The organism is Puia sp. P3 (assembly GCF_050632245.1).
In the GTDB taxonomy this organism is placed as follows: domain Bacteria; phylum Bacteroidota; class Bacteroidia; order Chitinophagales; family Chitinophagaceae; genus Puia.
Map to the genome: position 1 here is coordinate 2,947,173 of NZ_CP192583.1, position 17,120 is coordinate 2,964,292.

Here is a 17,120-nt window from a genome sequence, read left to right on the forward strand (position 1 = left end):
CCTATAACGCCGAATAGCCAAACGATCTGTATCCGGCCCCCGAGATCTTCCCATTGCTGAACTCATTATATAAATGCCACTTATCCATGGGATATAAAGCGATCTCCTCCTTTCTTTCGAGATGTGGCTGCGTAAGATTTTTTATTTTTTTGTTTATGTTCTCAATGTCGGCCGGGTCCCTTACCTGTACATATACTTGAAAGTGATGGTTGTTCCAATTGTCATTTTGTTTATTTGCATTGCTTTCGTTATTCCACGGCAGAAGTAACTTTATATCGGACAAAGTGGTGTTTGCCGGCAGATCCTCAAATACGCCTTTGACCTTGAGCTGGATATCGTCATCTACCGTTACTATCTTTTCAATGGGATCCGAGTCTCCAAAAAGCGATCTGGCAAGAGACTGTGTTATCAGTATGGCGGATGGGTCATTCAATGCATGTCGATCGCCTTGCACCATCTTTAATGTGAACATCTCCGGGAATTCTTCCTGCACCCAATTCCCCGAAGCCAATACCGCTTTATCCTTTATCGAGATCTTGTGATCATTGGGCTCCGAACAAATTGCCACACTTCTGAGATCATTCGGATATTTTGTACGCAATTCAGCTGCGACAGGCACGGCGGTATTCGATGCGGAGCCGGTCACGCCGTAAAAGGTCGTAGTCGACAATATGGAGGTTAAACGCTTATGATCGGTAAAATAATTATCGAATGAGATCTCGTCCCAAACCCATAACCCTATCAAAATCGCGACGGCCATACCAATCGAAAGACCGCCCAGGCTCATGAAACTATAAGGCCTGTTCTTTATAAAACTTCTGATCGCTATTTTTATATAGTTCCTGAAGATCATAGGAGATTAAATGGTTTACGGAGAAAATAAGTCAAAATGCCTAATTAACCAAATAAATTACCAGTGCCGGCTTTAGAGGCATGCCTGGCATCGAACGTTGTCAGCAGTTGATGCCGCTCGGCCGCACTCAGGTACTCCAGTTCCCCGATCGGCTTGTCCGGACACTCCACGATCGCTCCCAGCAGACCCGCCAGATGATCCCCCATGCGCTCTACCGTATCCCTGTCATAAATATCACTATTGTATTCGACGCCTATCCGCAATTCCTCTCCCGGCTCTACAAAGATGAAACTCAGGTCGAACTTACTGATCTCGCGCTCCCTATCGGTGCTCGAATGAAAGCCAAAATTCTTGTTTAGTCATGAATGAAGGGGATAAAAATTTCCGTACCAACTGAGGCAGATCGCTGAAGTTGGATCGGCCGTAACTGGCGACCCCAATGTCTACAATGCGTATTTTACAGCGTCCTGTCTTCCCGACGCAGTTTTGAAACCCGCTCTGGCAGCGGGTTTCGTTTTTCTTCGAAATCCTTAAGTCTTTTAATATCTTCATATTCAAAATTTAGGCGTTCAAATCCTGTCAAGTCTTAAACCCATTCAATGAAATTAGAATTTCTTGATGACCTTACCGATGGCGGCAAATATGTTAATGTTGTCTCCGAAGGGTTGATACGGCTTTTTGATTTCGATAAACATCAAGCATTAAGTTTAAAGGAAGTAATCGAAAAAGAACTTTTGGATCGTCAACAGGAAATCAGCCTTTCCTCACTTAATTTCGTCGAACCATTGAATTGTAACCTCACACTTAAATTATTAAGCATTAACCAGGGCATAACAACGGCTAAAAAGGAAGATTTGAGTGTTATTTGACGGGTGCTGCGTAAAAAGAAATGACTTACTTAATCGAACCCTTTTGTATAAAGGAAGCAACAGGCTATCAATGGCTTTATGAAATAGATTGTCCGATCGATTTGCTTTTTTCTCCTGGCGGCACATGGTGAAGTTCATGTCATTACTTTGCTGCGTCTGGTTAGTAGCTCCATATTTAGCATGTCCTGAAATTTTTTGAAATGAGCGTAGAAAACCTTTCCAATTCACAACTGGAGGTGCAATGTGGCACACCATTCCAATTTCAAAGAGGTCTCATTTCTTTATTTCCTGTCCAAATAAATCCAACGCCCGATAGACTTCTACATATTTTAGGGATCGATGAGTTTCCAGGATTTGACCGATTAGTAGACTATCTGTACCCCTTATGACCTCATTGTCAACAATCCTTGCCAACTCATTTAAAAGCTCGCGATTCTCAGACAATATCGTTCGAACATCCCGTCCCAATACGATAGCGCCAGCAGTAAAGTAGTGAAATCGTCAGCCCTAAAAATATCCGGATGCCCTTCAACAATCTTTGTAAAATTGACATCAAAATATTCATTGATAAGTAAGGCCAAATCCTGCGCATCCTTATCTGTTTCCCGACATCTGTCCTGCCATGCTACCAATTTCAAAACAAATATCCCTGGTAAGGAAGCCACGCCAATCGTGAATTCATTGTCGACAGTTACAAATAAGGCTTTCTTTGCCATTTCTACAAAGCCGGCGACAGACATAACAGGCGTTTCGTCGGGAGGCCAATGAATAGTCCTGTCGGCCCGGGCTATTTCTCCGAAAGGTATGATGTCTAATATGAGATGATTCTTGTAGTGAAACCGTTGCTTTTGTCTGGAAGACTTTGTGAATTCCGGCAATCCGGACAACGCCGATTTAACCCTCTCAAAGGTGTCCCAGTCGCGAATCATTATCGCTATATCCAGGTCATCTGTCTTTCGCCGCACCCTTTTTTTATTGATCATGCCCAGGACGATGTCCCTTGCTACGGCCCCCACAATGTAAAAGTCAATCTCCCGGCTTTGGAAAAAGCTGGCCAGTGTCCTCAAGAGCTCCGGCATGTCCGGATCGTCAAACTGTGCCGATGATATTTGATAATTCATTCTCCAGAATCAGTTTTGCAGTATCTACGTTCCTCCCTATTCTGCTACCCATTAGATCTGCGTAAATTAACAATGGCGGAACTATACTTTTATCTCCATATCTGTTAATATTATTCCAAAACATTTCAAGGACGTCAATGTCTCCGTTATCATCGGGTACCACTTTTAGATCCCGCACCAGCCCCTGCCATGACCCATTTGTATAGACAACAAATTTTTCAGGTGTAAGATAATTGGTCAACAATGAGGCAGCTGGCTCTCCACCCCAAAGAACAACTCCGTCAGCAGCCTGCATAGGCAGTCTATTCCATTCGCGATATTGATCGGAGCTTAAAAATCTCATTCTCTTCAAAAGTAGTCGCGGCCTTAGCGAGTCGTGATAGGCGGCGACCCAGCGGTCAAGCAGCAATGATATATTTCTCAGTTTCCTGTCCTTTCCCGTCTCCAGGATAAAACCAAGATCGGTCAGTTCTTGCATAACGCTACCTACAGAACCCAGGGATACGTTCGTAATTTCCGCCAGTTTCCGGTATGGCAAATTTAAATTGGAAGGATCATTCAGCAATTGGAATATCAGCTTAACCCCAGTCTCCTGAAACGCACGCGACTGATTGACCTTTGGGATTCTTTCCCTTTTTTTCCCTCGATGATGATCGCCAAATGTTTATGCCTGATATGGCAATTACCTGCAATATCCAGATAGTTGATTCCCGCATCGGCGTATTCCTTTGCTATATCCGATGGTATATAACCGGAAATGACGAGTATAGGATACTGCGCCTTCGCTACATCCGACGGTATTCGGGAATAAGCCGATGCCTTATTACCATTCGAAATGGCAGATTTTACAGTCGCTTGGAAGCGGCAATTGTCTATGTTGACGAAAAAATCGGTCCCGGAATCTCCCTTTTCTTTTTCAATCATAAGACCCGAATAGCTTTTAAGCTTTTCGATGGCTTGATCTGCTATTTTAATTGGCTTAGTCATTATTTTGTTCAATATTTCAATGTGTTCATTTAAAATGAACATACAAATATACTGAACAAAACCTAATTGCTCAAACCCATTCCAACACCTTGACAAATTTTTAAATCGTTCTTTTTGTATTTCATTGCCAATACCTTACGTTGATATAAACAAAATCATAATGTTTTTAAGCACTATTACTTTAATATCTTTACTGAATGACCCCTGAGTACGAACTAGAGAAAACTATTTGGACGGAAGTTGACTTTGACATAATGGGTTGGCATGACTCTCCCATATATGGGATGGCATTATTCAGTGATTCAACAACATTTTCCACCGAGCTGGTTTTCGACCTGGACTATATATTTCAATGGATCAAACCCGTTCCTCCGGACCGCCATTTTCTTTTTGGATTGCACCATCTACGCTGGTGTTCAAAAATATTACCGATCTGAGCATACAAATGGACTCCAAGCCGCCTAATACCTTTGATTTTGAAATATTGGATATTTACCGATTGGAAACCTTTCAGCCAGCAAACAAAGAGCCCTACTGGAAATGGCATATCGAGCTAGGAAACGGAAATATATATTTCACTTCCATGGGGTATGAGCAAATCATTAAAAAGACACCCTCGCTAACCAGGCACCAAGCATATCCAGATCGAGGAGAAACGAATTTCAGCCGGACGGTTTTTTAAAGGCATTGACATTTCAAAAATGGAAAAAGAAGCCAAATTCGGAATGAAAGGTATCCGGAGCTGCTTGATCGCTGATAATTGGGTTCATATTTTTTAGGTGAGGTCAGGCGCTGGCATGGTTTTTCATGTGCTCCATACTTATCGGGTAACAAAGACCGGCAGTATATGAAAAACATTATCGTAACAGGCGCTAATCAGAATAATCTGAAGAACTTATCTTTAAGCATTCCCAAAAATAAAATAAATGTTTTCACCGGGGTGTCCGGTTCAGGGAAATCATCTCTTGTCTTTGAAACCATTGGCGCAGAGGCGCAACGCCAGATCAATGAAACACAAAACAGTTTTGTGCGTAACAGGCTGCAGCACTACGGTATTGCCGACGTCGTGAAGATAGAGAACCTGAACGTACCCGTCATCATCAACCAAAAACGCATCGGTGGCAACGCACGCTCCACAGTAGGTACGGTGACGGACATTTACGCACAAATGAGGCTATTATTTTCACGTATAGGAAAGCCATTTGTGGGCTATTCCAATATCTTCTCATTCAATAACCCGGCTGGCATGTGCCCTGAGTGCGAAGGATTAGGGACCATTCAAACGATCAACATGGATAAGCTGCTCGATACCAGTAAATCCCTGAACGAAGGCGCGATCAACTTCCCTACATTCCAGCCGGGTGGCTGGCGATGGACCCGCTACGTCCATTCAGGCTATTTTGACAACGATAAGAAGCTAAAGGATTATACTGCCAGGGAAAAAGACCTGTTATTAAATGCAGCCGAGCATAAGCCTCCCAAACCGGACAGGCATTGGGGAAAAACGGTGTTATACGAAGGGGTTATCCCGCGCCTGGAAAAAGCATTTCTTTCCAGGGAATCAAAAGAGATAGATCTGCGAAAAGAAAGTATTGCCGCTGTGATCACTACCGGCATTTGTCCTTTATGCAAAGGCGCGCGCCTGAACGAAACCATACTGTCGTGCAAAATAAAAGGGAAGAATATTGCGGACTGTTGCAGTCTGCCGGTGGATGAACTGCATAAATTTGTTAACCACCTCGACGCGGGAGCTTATGAAACCATCACAAGGGAGCTTTCGAACAAACTGGAAAATATGATTGCTATCGGTCTGAAATACCTGACCCTCGATCGGGCGACCGCTACTTTATCCGGCGGTGAATCACAGCGTATAAAAATGGTAAAGCATTTGGGTAATAGCCTGGTAGACCTGCTTTATATTTTTGATGAACCAAGCATCGGGCTGCATCCTGGCGACATCGACAATATCATACATATCATTCAGAAGATCCGTGATAAAGGGAATACCATTCTAATTGTCGAACACGATCCGGATATTATACGTATCGCCGATCATGTGGTAGACATGGGCCCTCTTTCCGGCAGGCACGGCGGTGAGATCATCTACGAAGGCAGCTTTACCAGGCTTAAGACATCGAAGGGTAAGACAGGCGCCTATTTCAGCAGCGAACGTACATATAATGAAAAGCCACGTGCGGGCCGCACCTATGTAAACATATCCGGTGCGAATCTTCATAATTTAAAGAATATATCGGTCGACATTCCCCGGCAAGTGCTGACAGTTGTTACAGGCGTTGCCGGTTCAGGCAAGAGCACACTGATCAACCATGTATTGCCGCAGCAACACCCGGACGTAAAGATCATCGACCAGTCGATCTTCACCGCCAGCGTACGATCGAATCTATTGACCTTTCTTGATATTGCGGATCATGTACGTCATTTACTTGCCGATGCAAACCGGGTCAAACCCAACCTGTTCAGCAGCAACAGCGATGGCGCCTGTCCGGAATGTAAAGGGATTGGCGTACAAAAGCTCGATCTTGCTTTTATGGATGACGTAGAACAGATCTGTGAGGTTTGTAATGGGTCAGGGTTTAGGCCGGAAGTACTAAAATACAGGTATAATGGGGCGAGTATAGCAGACATCCTCGATATGACCGTAGAAGAGGCGATCAAATTTTTCAGCGGGCTTCCTTTTTGCCGTTTGTTGCGGGGACTTGATCGTCTTGGGCTAAGCTATCTTTCTCTTGGACAGCGGTTGACTAGCTTCTCCGGCGGCGAGCGGCAGCGTCTTAAGCTGGCGAGAGAACTGGATAGCCCCGCGCAGCATATCATTGTGCTTGATGAACCGAGCACCGGTCTGCATCCCAGCGATACGGACAAAATACTTCAGGTGATCGGCACGCTGGTTGATAATGGAAATACGGTGATTGTGATCGAGCACAACCTGGATATTATTGCCCAGGCAGACTGGATCATCGATATCGGCCCGGGCGCCGGACGGGAAGGCGGCCATATCGTTTTTGAAGGAACCGTCGGACAATTGCTTGATTGTAAAGAGTCGGCAACTGCGAAATACCTGCGTCGACACCTGGCTGTGGGAAAACTTGCTTAATTGCTTCCGTTAAATAGCTGCGGTAACAGGTTCGATATTACTCATACCCTTTATTATTCCTGACTCTAGTCAAAAAATTATCCAGAGCTTCCTCGTTCAGCACCTTTTCAATAAGCCAATGATGTCCGAACGGGTCTTTGATCTCCCCTGCCGATAGCCATACTCATAATCGGTAACAGGTGACACCAGCATGGCCCCCGCAGTCACTGCTTTCGCAACTACCGCATGCACATCCTCTACACTCAAGCCGATTGTCACCGTGGTACAACCTGCCTTATCCGGGCTTAAATTCCTGGCCTCTTTACTTTCTTCATGCAGGCGAAACACAACGCCGTCGATAGTAAATGCCGCCACATGCACTGAGCCATCCGGGTTGTCAAGCCGCCACAACTGGATAGCCCCCAAAGCCGTCTTATAAAATTCAATATCCGTTACACCACTGCCAATTGATAGCACAGGCACAAATTTGGTTTTTGATTCCATTTTGATTATCCTCCATTTTTAGCGATCCGCTGTTTTAAAATCAGGACTGTTTTAATCGCCGTCTTCCAATATAAAAATTGATTCCAAAGGCTTGCTGAATATCCTTGCTATTTTTATTGCCAGCACGGTTGACGGTATATATTTATTGCTTTCAATCGAATGGATAGTTTGCCGGGATACTCCGACCTGTTCGGCAAGCTCGGCTTGTGTTATATTTTTTACCGCACGTTCTATGCGAATGGTATTCTTCATATTTATTACTCCCGGCTTAACGATCGACTCAGACGAAATATAGCCCACCTGAAGCGAATGATAAAAAAGATAAGCGGAACCCATAAGTTCAGCTCCAGGATATGCGCGGTATCATTGACAAAAAGAAGGCTGATGATTAAAATCAGGTAATTGATACAGATAGCCCAACGCAGACAATTGAGCCGTATATGTGCTATTTGTTCGTCTTCGATCCTTTCCCTGGCAAAGGCAACAAAGAATAAGCCCAGTGTCATGAGCAGCGTGGTGCCTGTAAAAAAGAGATGTTCGCCGCTAAAGAGGCCGCCGCTTGCCGCAGGATTGTCAAGCGGGTTGATCATTCCATTCATCCTGCCCATTATTGATATAGGAACATGGGCAATGACCATCCCCCAACCCAGATAACGACACCAGTAAGGAAATAAGATATCCCGGGTCATGATTGTAAAGTTTAATTTACTAAATGTAAAACAAACTTTACATTGTGCCAAATATATTTATCTTCTTGTGGATATGTGGGGCAATATAGTACAGCTGGTGCCGGTGGCTGCAGGTACGCCGCAGGTCCAAATAAAAGTGACGAATATGAATCGGGGGATGTACAAGATCGTGTGGAGTGACGGGAATAATGTATCCTATCAAACAGTATTGATCCTTAAATAATGCTCCGCGCCCGGAAGCCCGTAACACACTGTTCGCGGGCTTCCGGGTATTCCAATGGCACTCACCGTGCCATTGGTCTCGCCAGCCTAAACACCTAAGTGAGCATTTTGTTTTACCGAATATACATTTGCGTTCTAACAGCAATGCCAATAGATTTGCGCCAAAAAAGTCATGGCAACTACAACAATCCAGGCAGGCGTAGACGATGAAAAGCAATCGATCCTCCTCACTTTGAACAACTATCTCCACGGGCGTCCGGTAAAAGACATCGAAAGGCTCCGTGCCGCCTTCCACCCCGACGCCCGCATCCGAACCATCATAGACGGAAAGCTGGTCCAGTGGACAGTACCGCAATACCTCGACCTTGTCGCCCGGGCAGCAATACAGGAATGCCAACCCGAACTTCTTACATTTACGTGGGACGGCGATACGGGCTCAGCCCACGTGCAGCTGACCTTTGCCAGCTTTCGGTTCATTGATCGGTTCAACCTGATAAAACTGGACGAAAAATGGCTGATCATGGATAAGGTCTCCTATCGGCAAGAGCTACTTCCTCATTAAATAAAATACTCTACTGAATTTTAATCGCTCCTAAAATTTTTCGACACCTTTCACATTCATCTTTACGGAAGTGATCCTGTCCGTCGGCCCTGTCATGAATAACAATTTATTGTTTTCCCCGCAAACACATTGTTGCTGCCGCCGCCGGTATTAATGGTAAGGATATTGTTGCCCCTCGGGTCGAAGACATTCACCCCGGGCCCACCGCTGACATAGATATTTCCCAGTTCATCCATCGACATGCCATCGCAGAAATTTAAATTATTGACAAACGTCCTGATATGGCAGAGCGTGCCGTCGGCATTGATATCGAATTCCTGGATCTTGCCCGTACCATCATAAGTCCAATTGTTCACATACAGCTTTTTACCATCAGGAGTTCCAACAATACCGTTTGGCCAGGTGTCGGCATTCCATTCAGGCATGGTAGTTACCCTGACCAGTTTGTGTTTGCCTGGCGCCAGATAATACACATGCCCCCCTTTGCCGGTCGCCGCCTGCTCGGAGTGCGTGGGCTCCCAATCTTGTTTGCGGGGATCGGAAGCGTCCCAATAGTCTCGTGGAAATATAGGGTCGGTGATATAGATACCACCCGTACACGGGTTTATCCACACATCGTTTGGCCCGTTCAACAGCTTGCCATTGTAATTATTTACCAGTACGGTATGGCTGCCATCGGGTCGTATCTTCCAGAGTTCCCCATGCATATCGGCACACGCAATGAGATTGCCCTCCCTGTCGAATTCCATTCCATTCGAACGCCCCGTACCCTGTAAAAATAACGTCACTTTACCGGTGGCCGCATTCCATTTATAAATCCTATCATTGGGCTGATCGGTAAAGAAGACATTCCCGTGTCGATCGACAGCCGGGCCCTCGGTGAAACCAAAACCCTTTTGAATGGTGTCCACCGGTCCGTTTGTGAGGCTTTTAGGCTTCTTGTTATCAAATCCATCCTTCCCATGTTGCGCGAGAAATTCAGCAGCATCCCGACCCGAATTCCTCAGATCCTTTTGGCAGGAATAACACCCGAAGGAGCAAATTACCCCCAGGAGAAAGTAGTACTTTGTTCGCATGACAAGCAATTTTAAGTTAGAAGTATAAATGGCGGTTGTCCAGGGGCCCATGCCCCTCTTTAGGCAGATACAAAGTAAAATGGATTCTGACAAAAAAACTTCCAATATCCCGCCAGGATGGATTTTGCACAAACCGGGACACCGGGTGAAGTTCGAATCGTCTGGCTAATTCTTCGTCCCCTGTTCTAACATGGACCTGAGCAGATCATCAATTTCAGTATTCTGCATGTCCTCGATCCGTAATAATACCTTGCCGTCCCTATCCAGCAGGAATTTTGTCGGGTAAGCGCTAACCTGGTAGGCCTGTACAATATCCAAATCTCCCGTCCCCTCATCATTCAGTACATGAACCCAGTTGATATCGTCTTTTTTATAGCTGCAAGCCAGGCGGCCTTGCTCCTGCTCAGCGGCGTCTTCTGTCCATGAACATTTTCATTGGCGACGCCAATAATTTCCAAGCCCTTATCCTTATATTGGGCATACAGCTGCTTTAGATGAGGGTGACTTTGCCGGCAAGCCCCGCACCAGCTGCCCCAAAAATCCAGGATAACCAGTTTTCCTCTATAGTCGCTCAGCCTGATGGTCCTGCCGTTTTGATCTTTCCGGGTGAAATTTTGCGCGGCCATACCGACAGGAGTTAATTTCTTCAACGCTGCTATTCTGCTACGGATACTTTCGGCGGCATTTGTCTTCTTTAGCCGATCGCTCAGTTTCCCATAAGCGACGGCATAACTATCGGCGCTGTACATGCCATTGTTTTCCTCCAATGCATACAGGCTGACGTACGAATCCGGATGCTCTTCGACAAACTCCTGCTTCATGATCCGCTTTTTTCCGGTAGAGCTCAGAAGGCTTCGTGGTAACTAAATTATAGAAGGCGACGCTGTCTTTGGCCCTGTCCAGCGCACCCATTTCTTTTAGCAACGCCTTTTCCCCGATGTCTTTACTGAGCAGGGTATTCAAGACCTTCAAATCCTGCGATATCTCGCTCTTGTCTACGCTGTCTTTTGAAAAAAATGCCATCACATCGGCCTGCTTCAGATCATAATAGCCGGCCATTGCGTCTTTCTCTTCCTGCTGGCAAATTCCCATTAAAGGCAGCAGCAGCAAGCCCGATAGTACTATACGTTTCATATCTTTTAACTGAATTGATTATCCAATGAGCTCCAGAATACCTTCATTCCGAATGATCATCATCCCCTGACGGTCTTCCGTGATGCCATCCTGCAATTGGTAAGTATACCGCGGATGCGCGCCGTCCATGATAGTAGGCATATAGACCGGACGGATATTGCTATGCTCCTTCAGCGCTTCTCCAACCTCGATGATATGGGTGGATACGATGAACAGGCAGTTCCGGTATTCGGCAAATGCTTCGGTGACCGCCAGCGTCCCGTCATAGGCGTCTTTTACATTGGTGCCCTTGAACAGCTCGTCGAACATCAGCAGCAACCGCTTGCCGCTGGCAGTCGCCTCCGCCGCCTGCTTCACCCGCACGACCTCTGCATAGAAATGACTATATCCCAAACCGATATTGTCCGCCACATTGATCGACGAATAAAGACCCTCCCTGACAGAGAACTCCATCCGGGCCGCGGCTACCGGAAATCCCATATGCGCCAGGTAAATGCCGATCCCAACCGACTTCATCCACGTTGATTTACCAGCCATATTCGCGCCGGTGAGGAAAAGCACATTGTGGGCCCCGTCGAGGCTGATGGAATTACCCACACCCCGTTTGAGACCCGGGTGGTACAGACCGGAGGCCGACAGGAGGTTCGCTTCAGCGACACAGGCTTTTGCATAGGACCATCCCCTCGCACGCGCCACATCGCTCACCGCTATATTGACGTCCAGCTCGTATGCAAAGGACAGGATCGCTTCCATTTGCTCATACAACCCGTTCTTCAGCTGGTGGTCATAAAAAGCCAGCACCCGCAGAGGCAGCGCTGTATAGATATCGATGGCGCGCAGCTTTTCCAGCCGCCTGTCCGCAAGCAGAACACCCACCTCCCGCAACCGCTCGAAATAAGCTCCCCCGACCGGCATACTCCCGACCATCTCCTTCACAAAATCATGACATTTGTTCAGCGTAAGGATCGTCGCCTGCAGCCCCTGGACCATTTTCTTGTAACGCTCGTCGCGGGTCAGATCGGAAAGTATTTTTTTGACAAGGGTGGAACCCAGCGTCACCGCCATATTCTTACCCGCGCCCGTGTCGAGGTATTCCCGCATCTGGCTGATCTCCTGGACGTCGAAGGGAAAGGTCGCCTGGCGCGACTGAAATAACTGGAAAATACCGCTCCGCTCATTGATGGCCTTCGCATCCGTAAGTGGCGTCCGGAACATCCTGTCCAGCAGTTGCTCCCCACCCCGGGTCTTTATGTGGTTGAACAGACTATACACCGACCCCGCGCGGAACTTGCCCAGCAGGTTCAGTTCATCCAGTGTTTGATTATCGATACTGAAACTCATAATGCTTTGCCTTTTTTACGTCCGTTTCTTAGCGTTTCCAATATCCCCTCGTTTCGGATAATGATCATGCCATGCCGGTCGTCCGTGATCCCCTGCTCGAGGGTATAAGCATATTCGGGCACATGCCCGTTCATCCTGGTCGGCAGATAGTGGAATCCGACGCCGTCATTTGCCTGCAAAGCCTCTCCCGCCTCCACGATATGCGAGGAAACGATGAAGAGACTGTTTCGCCGTCCTGCAAATGCTCTGCTGACGGCCACCGTCGCCTCGTAAGCATCCTTTACATTGGTGCCCCGGAACAGCTCGTCAAAGATGATGAACAGGATTTCCCCCTGCTGAGTTCGGTAGCCACCTTCTTCACCCGCAGCACCTCTGCATAGAAAGCGGCTGGCGCCGATGCCGAGGTTGTCCGGCAGATTGATGGTGGTATAAAGACCATCCCGCACGGAGAACTCCATCTGGGCTGCGGCCACGGGGAAACCAAGATGGGCAAGATAGACCGCCGTTCCCACCGCACGCAGCAAAGCTGGATTTGCCCGCCATATTCGCACCGGTCAAAAAGAGAAGGTTCCGCATAGCCGCCATCGTCAGGTCGTTGGCGACCGGGGACTTCAGCTCGGGATGATACACCCCCTCCAGCCGTAATACGCCCCGTGCCTTGTCCACGGCCCGCGGGAAAACGAATCCCCGTTCCGCCGCCACCCTTGCAACAGAAAGATATACATCCAGTTGATAGATATGTTCCAGCAATTGCTCGATCTTCGCCCGTTCGCGAACCCGGAACAGGATATCAAAAGCCGTCACCCCGGCATAGGAGATCTTTCTTTTCCCCGGAGCGCCGGCTCAAATACCGGGTCGGCGATTAATTGGGAGATCGCCCGCCGTTCAGGTTCATAGGCGTCATTCTCCTCGCGGCCGCCGCGTCGACAAAATCCCGCACCTGCCGGATCAGCGCGATAACGGCCACGACACCCTGCTGTACCTCTTTCTCATTCAGCACGGCCTTGCCCGCGCCATTCCCGGCCCGCTCACCCGGATTTTTCAGGTATTTCTCCGCCATATCGAAATCGGCAGGTTCAAAGGGAAAAAGGGTATTCAGCCGGGTAAAACAGGCGATGACACCGCTTCGCCGGTTGATGGCCTCCTTGTTCGCCAGCGGGTACGGAATATTTCCCGTAAAAGCGTTTCGCCCCCCTCGTATGGGTATGATTGTACAGATCAAAGATCCCGCCGCCGCTTCGCCGGCTGAAGATCCCCAGGTCTTCCATCGTCTGATCATCCGTCTCCAGCAGCATCGATGTATCGTCGTTAATGGTTGTCATTTCCAGCTCTTCGGCTATTTTCATCATTTATTTTCTTTTACGCCTGATCAATAAGATAGTGCCGATCAGCAGGGTGATGGCAGGCAGCACCCATACATACACTATTTTCTCTGCCGCCGCCCCGCCGGGCGTGACGAGCAGCAGGTTATCCTTTGGCTGTTCCTTCGGAGTATAGATCGGGAATTTATTGTCATCCAGCCAGCTGTAGATGGCCCTGCCGATCGACCCACCGCCGCTGCGGAGATTGCTCAGAAAATCCGCATCCCCGCAAACGATGATCTTTTGTTCATGGTCGCCCGAATGCCGGGTCAGCGCCACAGCGGTGGGAAACGGCCCTTTGATATCTCCTTCTTTCGGGCTGAATTCCGGCGGGGTCGAGTCCGTCACAAGCTTCCCTGCCTTTAACCAGGTCTTGTCACCCGCACTCGCCAGCAACGGACTGACGTTGAAGAGCTCCGGCCGGTCAACGGACACCGCGGCCGCTCCCGGCATAAGTCCTTTTAACGACTTTCCGCCTTCCCGCATCTCTATGAATTCGGGCTCATCCGCAAACCGACTGAAGGCGGCAGTAAGATAGGGCTTTACCATATGCGGCATTTCTTCCTTCGACGGCTCCACCAGGATACCCTCCTTTAATTGAACGCCCAGCTCCTGCAACACCGGGTTCAGCACATACTGTTTGCCGGGCTCCCCAAGGATCAGCATATTTCCGCCCCCGTCGATGTACTGCCTGATCTTTGCCTGGCTGACGGCACTCAGATCTTTCTTGGGGTCAGCCAGCACCAGAGCGGTGATACCCGCCGGAATATCCTGCGTTTCCAGGTTGACGCTGTCCGCGTCAAACCCGAGGTTGATCAGCGACACGCGGTATAGTCTCTGCAGGGTATGCAACTGGTATTCCCGTTCTCCGTGCTTATAAATGCTACGCTCCAGATCACCCGTTACAAACAGCAGCTTTGGCATCCGGGCCTGCTGCAGACGTTTTAGCGCCGCGGCGACCTGCATTTCATTCGGCCAGAACATCCCGTCGTCAAAGGTGCGGAGGAAAGTGGACTGCCCGTTATATTTCAGCTGCATGACCAGTCGGAAATTCTCCGGCGCCAGATTCGTCGTCTTAACCATCTCTTCCTCCGGCATGAACTTCGACAGGCTCACTTCCATGCCATGCGCCATGAGATCGGCCATCTCCCTGACCGATTTGCCGGCGAACGACTTATAACCGACGCTGTCATCCATCCAGGGATGGTAAGCGTAATAATAAGAGTAGTTGAAATCGATATCCGGCTTGAACCGTACATAGGGTTCCCACATGGTCGAAAGATAGGCGTTGCGGGCCTCGGGGAGCCCGGCGGTGCCGCCCTTACCCAGCAGATTCGTATACAACGTCACTTCCAGTTTGTCCTTCCCCATATCCCTGATCATCTGCTGCACCTTCGGGTCGATGGTATTGGCCTGCCTCGCCGTCGCATCCCAATACAACGTATAGGCGGGCAGCGAGCCGAGATAACCAAACCCCAGTACCAATACGCTCACCACCAGATATCCCCTTGCTTTTATATACCACGGCCCGGCCTCCCGGGTGCCCTTCAGCTTGAAATAGGTAAAAGATAAGAACAGATACACGATCAACACGAAATACAGGATGTCCTTGGTCGTGATAAGCCCTTTGAGCATCTTTACGGTCCGCCCGGACATGGAAAGAAAATTGGTAAGGTCCCGCAGGAAATCGTACTTCTGCCAGAGCCCACCGATCCGGCTCAGGATAAACAGCGTGATAAAAGTGCCGATGGCAGATACGATTGGGTAGGTAGTCAGGCTGGACAGGAACAGACCGATCGCCGTAAAAGCACATACCATCAGGTAGAAACCCAGCGACGCCGACAGCAGCAACCCGTAATCCACCGATTTGATATTGAATGCCCCCGATACCATGAAGATGCCCAGGATCGCCAGCAACAGCAGGTTGAAGAGCATGATGGCAAGGTATTTTCCAAGCACGATATCCCGCACCTTCACGGGCGAGGAATAAAGCAGTTTGATAGTACCGTTGTTGATCTCGCGGCTGATCAGCCCCATACACAACAGCGGGATGAACAGGAAAAGATTCGTCAGGACATTGACAAAGATGCCGTCTCCGCCCAGAAAGGTCTCCTGGGTGACAGAGACAGTGCCCCAATTCTTCCATGACGGGATATTCTTCAGATAAAGGTCCTGCAGGTTGGCCCACGTATATAGATTACCGGTATAGTAAAGGCCGCACTGCACCATAAAGGCGATCACCAGGAACCAGGCGACTGGTGAATAGAAGAGATTAAGGAGTTCGTTTTTGGCTATCTTAATGATTATCTTCATTGTTTAGAGTTGGATGGTAGAAGGAAAAATACAGGTTGTCAGTAGGCTTGTGCTGACAATTCTTTGAATACATCGTCCAGCAGCCCCTTATCCAGGCTGATCTCCCGCAACCGCCAGCCATGCTGAACGCTCATGGCGACCAGTCTTTCGGTGATCTCCTCCTCGCCTTCGAACCATACCCGAACCTGCCGGTCCGCCATCATTTCCGCCCTTGTAACGCCGGGCACCGCAAGAAGATCGGCAGTGGGAGGCGGGTTTTCCATCCGGAGCACCAGGCTATGCGGCTGAACGTGGTTGTTGAAGGCGTGCATGGTATCGGAAAAGACGATCCGGCCGGCCTCGATCATGATCACTTCCCTTACAAAGCAGGTGAATCTCGGACATGATATGCGAGGACAGCAGGACGACCCGGTCCTGGCCGATCTCCCGGATGAGCTTCCTCGCCTCGATCAGCTGGTTGGGGTCCAGTCCGTTGGTCGGCTCATCCATCACCACCAGCCGGGGTTTGTGTATGATGGCCTGCGCGATACCTACCCGCTGACGGTAGCCGCCGGACAGGTTGCGGATCAATCGGCTACTGATATGCGAAATATTGCAGCGCTCTTTCACCTCCCCACGGCCTTTTTGATCCGGTCCCGGGGTATCATCCGCAGTTCGGCGCAATAGACAAGATACTCGTCGATGGTCAGGTCCGTATACAACGGCGGATTCTGGGGCAGAAACCCAATATCCCGTTTGGCGGCCTCAGCCTCCTCGCGGACGTCCTTTCCGTTGATCAATACCCTCCCCTCGGTCTGATTCAGGACACCACAGATAATATTCATGGTCGTGGATTTACCCGCGCCATTCGATCCCGAGAGACCTACCACCCCGTTCTGGTGGATTTCCATATTGATGTCCCGGATGGCCCAGGTACTGCTGTACTTGTGCGACAGCCGTTCGATGGTTAAAATGCTGCTCATAAAATAAAAGGCAACCTGCCCTAAGAAAAGGG

General features: G+C 48.7%; 23 protein-coding genes and 1 pseudogene. 5 read left to right on the forward strand and 19 right to left on the reverse strand.

Annotated elements, in window-relative coordinates; translation table 11 throughout:
* Position 1: 1 nt before the first annotated feature.
* Together ACQ86N_RS17720 and ACQ86N_RS17725 are read right to left on the reverse strand one after the other, a co-directional pair.
* On the reverse strand, positions 2-787 hold the full coding sequence (locus ACQ86N_RS17720; RefSeq protein ID WP_431216301.1) for an ABC transporter permease: 786 nt from the start codon (positions 785-787) through the stop codon (positions 2-4).
* Positions 788-897: 110 nt separating this feature from the next.
* Positions 898-1,176: pseudogene (locus ACQ86N_RS17725) on the reverse strand (condensation domain-containing protein); the annotation flags it as partial.
* Positions 1,177-1,452: 276 nt separating this feature from the next.
* Here ACQ86N_RS17725 and ACQ86N_RS17730 point away from each other — a divergent pair.
* On the forward strand, positions 1,453-1,722 hold the full coding sequence (locus tag ACQ86N_RS17730; protein ID WP_431216302.1) for a hypothetical protein: 270 nt from the start codon (positions 1,453-1,455) through the stop codon (positions 1,720-1,722).
* A 419-nt stretch (positions 1,723-2,141) separates the two neighbouring features.
* Here ACQ86N_RS17730 and ACQ86N_RS17735 read toward each other — a convergent pair whose 3' ends face one another.
* From ACQ86N_RS17735 to ACQ86N_RS17745, 3 genes are all read right to left on the reverse strand, one after another.
* The gene (locus ACQ86N_RS17735; RefSeq protein ID WP_431216303.1) at positions 2,142-2,843 is read right to left on the reverse strand and encodes a nucleotidyl transferase AbiEii/AbiGii toxin family protein; all 702 of its coding nucleotides are present in this window, start codon (positions 2,841-2,843) and stop codon (positions 2,142-2,144) included.
* The gene (locus ACQ86N_RS17740) at positions 2,812-3,321 is read right to left on the reverse strand and encodes a type IV toxin-antitoxin system AbiEi family antitoxin (RefSeq protein WP_431216304.1); all 510 of its coding nucleotides are present in this window, start codon (positions 3,319-3,321) and stop codon (positions 2,812-2,814) included. Before ACQ86N_RS17740 ends, ACQ86N_RS17735 begins: the two co-directional genes overlap by 32 nt.
* 95 nt (positions 3,322-3,416) lie before the next feature.
* Positions 3,417-3,872 carry a hypothetical protein gene (locus ACQ86N_RS17745; protein ID WP_431216305.1) on the reverse strand — a complete coding sequence of 152 codons (456 nt, stop codon included), beginning with the start codon at positions 3,870-3,872 and terminating at the stop codon, positions 3,417-3,419.
* 310 nt (positions 3,873-4,182) lie between these two features.
* Between ACQ86N_RS17745 and ACQ86N_RS17750 the strand changes: the two genes are divergently transcribed.
* Both ACQ86N_RS17750 and ACQ86N_RS17755 read left to right on the forward strand, forming a co-directional pair.
* Positions 4,183-4,512, forward strand: coding sequence for a hypothetical protein (locus tag ACQ86N_RS17750; protein ID WP_431216306.1), 330 nt, complete (start codon positions 4,183-4,185; stop codon positions 4,510-4,512).
* A 165-nt stretch (positions 4,513-4,677) separates the two neighbouring features.
* Positions 4,678-6,945 carry an ATP-binding cassette domain-containing protein gene (locus ACQ86N_RS17755; protein ID WP_431216307.1) on the forward strand — a complete coding sequence of 756 codons (2,268 nt, stop codon included), beginning with the start codon at positions 4,678-4,680 and terminating at the stop codon, positions 6,943-6,945.
* A 96-nt stretch (positions 6,946-7,041) separates the two neighbouring features.
* Here ACQ86N_RS17755 and ACQ86N_RS17760 read toward each other — a convergent pair whose 3' ends face one another.
* The 3 genes from ACQ86N_RS17760 to ACQ86N_RS17770 are packed head-to-tail and all read right to left on the reverse strand — an operon-like array spanning position 7,042 to position 8,117.
* Positions 7,042-7,428, reverse strand: coding sequence for a VOC family protein (locus tag ACQ86N_RS17760; RefSeq protein ID WP_431216308.1), 387 nt, complete (start codon positions 7,426-7,428; stop codon positions 7,042-7,044).
* 51 nt (positions 7,429-7,479) lie between these two features.
* Complete coding sequence (locus ACQ86N_RS17765; RefSeq protein ID WP_431216309.1) at positions 7,480-7,680, reverse strand: helix-turn-helix transcriptional regulator; 201 nt, start codon at positions 7,678-7,680, stop codon at positions 7,480-7,482.
* Positions 7,681-7,685: 5 nt separating this feature from the next.
* Entirely contained in the window at positions 7,686-8,117 is a 432-nt protein-coding gene (locus tag ACQ86N_RS17770; protein ID WP_431216310.1) for a hypothetical protein, read from the reverse strand.
* 73 nt (positions 8,118-8,190) lie between these two features.
* On the opposite strand from ACQ86N_RS17770, the gene ACQ86N_RS17775 reads away from it, so the two are divergent.
* A complete protein-coding gene (locus tag ACQ86N_RS17775; RefSeq protein ID WP_431216311.1) occupies positions 8,191-8,340 on the forward strand; it encodes a hypothetical protein in 150 nt (49 codons plus the stop codon).
* A gap of 171 nt (positions 8,341-8,511) precedes the next feature.
* Complete coding sequence (locus ACQ86N_RS17780; protein WP_431216312.1) at positions 8,512-8,901, forward strand: nuclear transport factor 2 family protein; 390 nt, start codon at positions 8,512-8,514, stop codon at positions 8,899-8,901.
* Positions 8,902-8,993: 92 nt separating this feature from the next.
* Here ACQ86N_RS17780 and ACQ86N_RS17785 read toward each other — a convergent pair whose 3' ends face one another.
* From ACQ86N_RS17785 to ACQ86N_RS17835, 11 genes are all read right to left on the reverse strand, one after another.
* Entirely contained in the window at positions 8,994-9,977 is a 984-nt protein-coding gene (locus tag ACQ86N_RS17785; RefSeq protein ID WP_431216313.1) for an SMP-30/gluconolactonase/LRE family protein, read from the reverse strand.
* Positions 9,978-10,315: 338 nt separating this feature from the next.
* Positions 10,316-10,798, reverse strand: a complete 483-nt coding sequence (locus ACQ86N_RS17790; protein ID WP_431216314.1) for a TlpA disulfide reductase family protein — start codon at positions 10,796-10,798, stop codon at positions 10,316-10,318.
* Positions 10,710-11,111 (reverse strand): hypothetical protein, encoded by a 402-nt coding sequence (locus ACQ86N_RS17795; protein WP_431216315.1) that lies wholly within the window; start codon positions 11,109-11,111, stop codon positions 10,710-10,712. Before ACQ86N_RS17795 ends, ACQ86N_RS17790 begins: the two co-directional genes overlap by 89 nt.
* A gap of 18 nt (positions 11,112-11,129) precedes the next feature.
* On the reverse strand, positions 11,130-12,452 hold the full coding sequence (locus ACQ86N_RS17800; protein ID WP_431216316.1) for a MutS-related protein: 1,323 nt from the start codon (positions 12,450-12,452) through the stop codon (positions 11,130-11,132).
* Entirely contained in the window at positions 12,449-12,976 is a 528-nt protein-coding gene (locus tag ACQ86N_RS17805) for a MutS-related protein (protein ID WP_431216317.1), read from the reverse strand. The genes ACQ86N_RS17800 and ACQ86N_RS17805 overlap by 4 nt, the downstream gene beginning before the upstream one ends.
* Positions 12,977-13,314: 338 nt before the next feature.
* On the reverse strand, positions 13,315-13,512 hold the full coding sequence (locus ACQ86N_RS17810; RefSeq protein WP_431216318.1) for a hypothetical protein: 198 nt from the start codon (positions 13,510-13,512) through the stop codon (positions 13,315-13,317).
* A gap of 16 nt (positions 13,513-13,528) precedes the next feature.
* Complete coding sequence (locus tag ACQ86N_RS17815) at positions 13,529-13,801, reverse strand: hypothetical protein (protein ID WP_431216319.1); 273 nt, start codon at positions 13,799-13,801, stop codon at positions 13,529-13,531.
* A complete protein-coding gene (locus ACQ86N_RS17820) occupies positions 13,802-16,126 on the reverse strand; it encodes a Gldg family protein (RefSeq protein ID WP_431216320.1) in 2,325 nt (774 codons plus the stop codon). It abuts the gene before it with no gap.
* Positions 16,127-16,164: 38 nt separating this feature from the next.
* A complete protein-coding gene (locus tag ACQ86N_RS17825; protein WP_431216321.1) occupies positions 16,165-16,437 on the reverse strand; it encodes a hypothetical protein in 273 nt (90 codons plus the stop codon).
* Complete coding sequence (locus ACQ86N_RS17830; protein WP_431216322.1) at positions 16,403-16,696, reverse strand: ATP-binding cassette domain-containing protein; 294 nt, start codon at positions 16,694-16,696, stop codon at positions 16,403-16,405. Before ACQ86N_RS17830 ends, ACQ86N_RS17825 begins: the two co-directional genes overlap by 35 nt.
* 35 nt (positions 16,697-16,731) lie before the next feature.
* Positions 16,732-17,088 (reverse strand): ATP-binding cassette domain-containing protein, encoded by a 357-nt coding sequence (locus ACQ86N_RS17835; RefSeq protein ID WP_431216323.1) that lies wholly within the window; start codon positions 17,086-17,088, stop codon positions 16,732-16,734.
* Positions 17,089-17,120: the final 32 nt, after the last annotated feature.

Bases quoted from the DNA above. Each gene is read 5' to 3' on its own strand.
- ACQ86N_RS17730 (WP_431216302.1), top strand. From the start codon at position 1,453: ATGAAATTAGAATTTCTTGATGACCTTACCGATGGCGGCAAATATGTT.
- ACQ86N_RS17810 (WP_431216318.1), bottom strand. From the start codon at position 13,512: ATGGCGGAGAAATACCTGAAAAATCCGGGTGAGCGGGCCGGGAATGGC.
- ACQ86N_RS17720 (WP_431216301.1), bottom strand. From the start codon at position 787: ATGAGCCTGGGCGGTCTTTCGATTGGTATGGCCGTCGCGATTTTGATA.
- ACQ86N_RS17735 (WP_431216303.1), bottom strand. From the start codon at position 2,843: ATGAATTATCAAATATCATCGGCACAGTTTGACGATCCGGACATGCCG.
- ACQ86N_RS17745 (WP_431216305.1), bottom strand. From the start codon at position 3,872: ATGTTCATTTTAAATGAACACATTGAAATATTGAACAAAATAATGACT.
- ACQ86N_RS17825 (WP_431216321.1), bottom strand. From the start codon at position 16,437: ATGCACGCCTTCAACAACCACGTTCAGCCGCATAGCCTGGTGCTCCGG.
- ACQ86N_RS17760 (WP_431216308.1), bottom strand. From the start codon at position 7,428: ATGGAATCAAAAACCAAATTTGTGCCTGTGCTATCAATTGGCAGTGGT.
- ACQ86N_RS17820 (WP_431216320.1), bottom strand. From the start codon at position 16,126: ATGAAGATAATCATTAAGATAGCCAAAAACGAACTCCTTAATCTCTTC.
- ACQ86N_RS17750 (WP_431216306.1), top strand. From the start codon at position 4,183: ATGGATCAAACCCGTTCCTCCGGACCGCCATTTTCTTTTTGGATTGCA.
- ACQ86N_RS17790 (WP_431216314.1), bottom strand. From the start codon at position 10,798: ATGAAGCAGGAGTTTGTCGAAGAGCATCCGGATTCGTACGTCAGCCTG.
- ACQ86N_RS17800 (WP_431216316.1), bottom strand. From the start codon at position 12,452: ATGAGTTTCAGTATCGATAATCAAACACTGGATGAACTGAACCTGCTG.
- ACQ86N_RS17815 (WP_431216319.1), bottom strand. From the start codon at position 13,801: ATGATGAAAATAGCCGAAGAGCTGGAAATGACAACCATTAACGACGAT.
- ACQ86N_RS17785 (WP_431216313.1), bottom strand. From the start codon at position 9,977: ATGCGAACAAAGTACTACTTTCTCCTGGGGGTAATTTGCTCCTTCGGG.
- ACQ86N_RS17775 (WP_431216311.1), top strand. From the start codon at position 8,191: ATGTGGGGCAATATAGTACAGCTGGTGCCGGTGGCTGCAGGTACGCCG.
- ACQ86N_RS17770 (WP_431216310.1), bottom strand. From the start codon at position 8,117: ATGACCCGGGATATCTTATTTCCTTACTGGTGTCGTTATCTGGGTTGG.
- ACQ86N_RS17780 (WP_431216312.1), top strand. From the start codon at position 8,512: ATGGCAACTACAACAATCCAGGCAGGCGTAGACGATGAAAAGCAATCG.
- ACQ86N_RS17765 (WP_431216309.1), bottom strand. From the start codon at position 7,680: ATGAAGAATACCATTCGCATAGAACGTGCGGTAAAAAATATAACACAA.
- ACQ86N_RS17835 (WP_431216323.1), bottom strand. From the start codon at position 17,088: ATGAGCAGCATTTTAACCATCGAACGGCTGTCGCACAAGTACAGCAGT.
- ACQ86N_RS17740 (WP_431216304.1), bottom strand. From the start codon at position 3,321: ATGCAAGAACTGACCGATCTTGGTTTTATCCTGGAGACGGGAAAGGAC.
- ACQ86N_RS17795 (WP_431216315.1), bottom strand. From the start codon at position 11,111: ATGAAACGTATAGTACTATCGGGCTTGCTGCTGCTGCCTTTAATGGGA.
- ACQ86N_RS17755 (WP_431216307.1), top strand. From the start codon at position 4,678: ATGAAAAACATTATCGTAACAGGCGCTAATCAGAATAATCTGAAGAAC.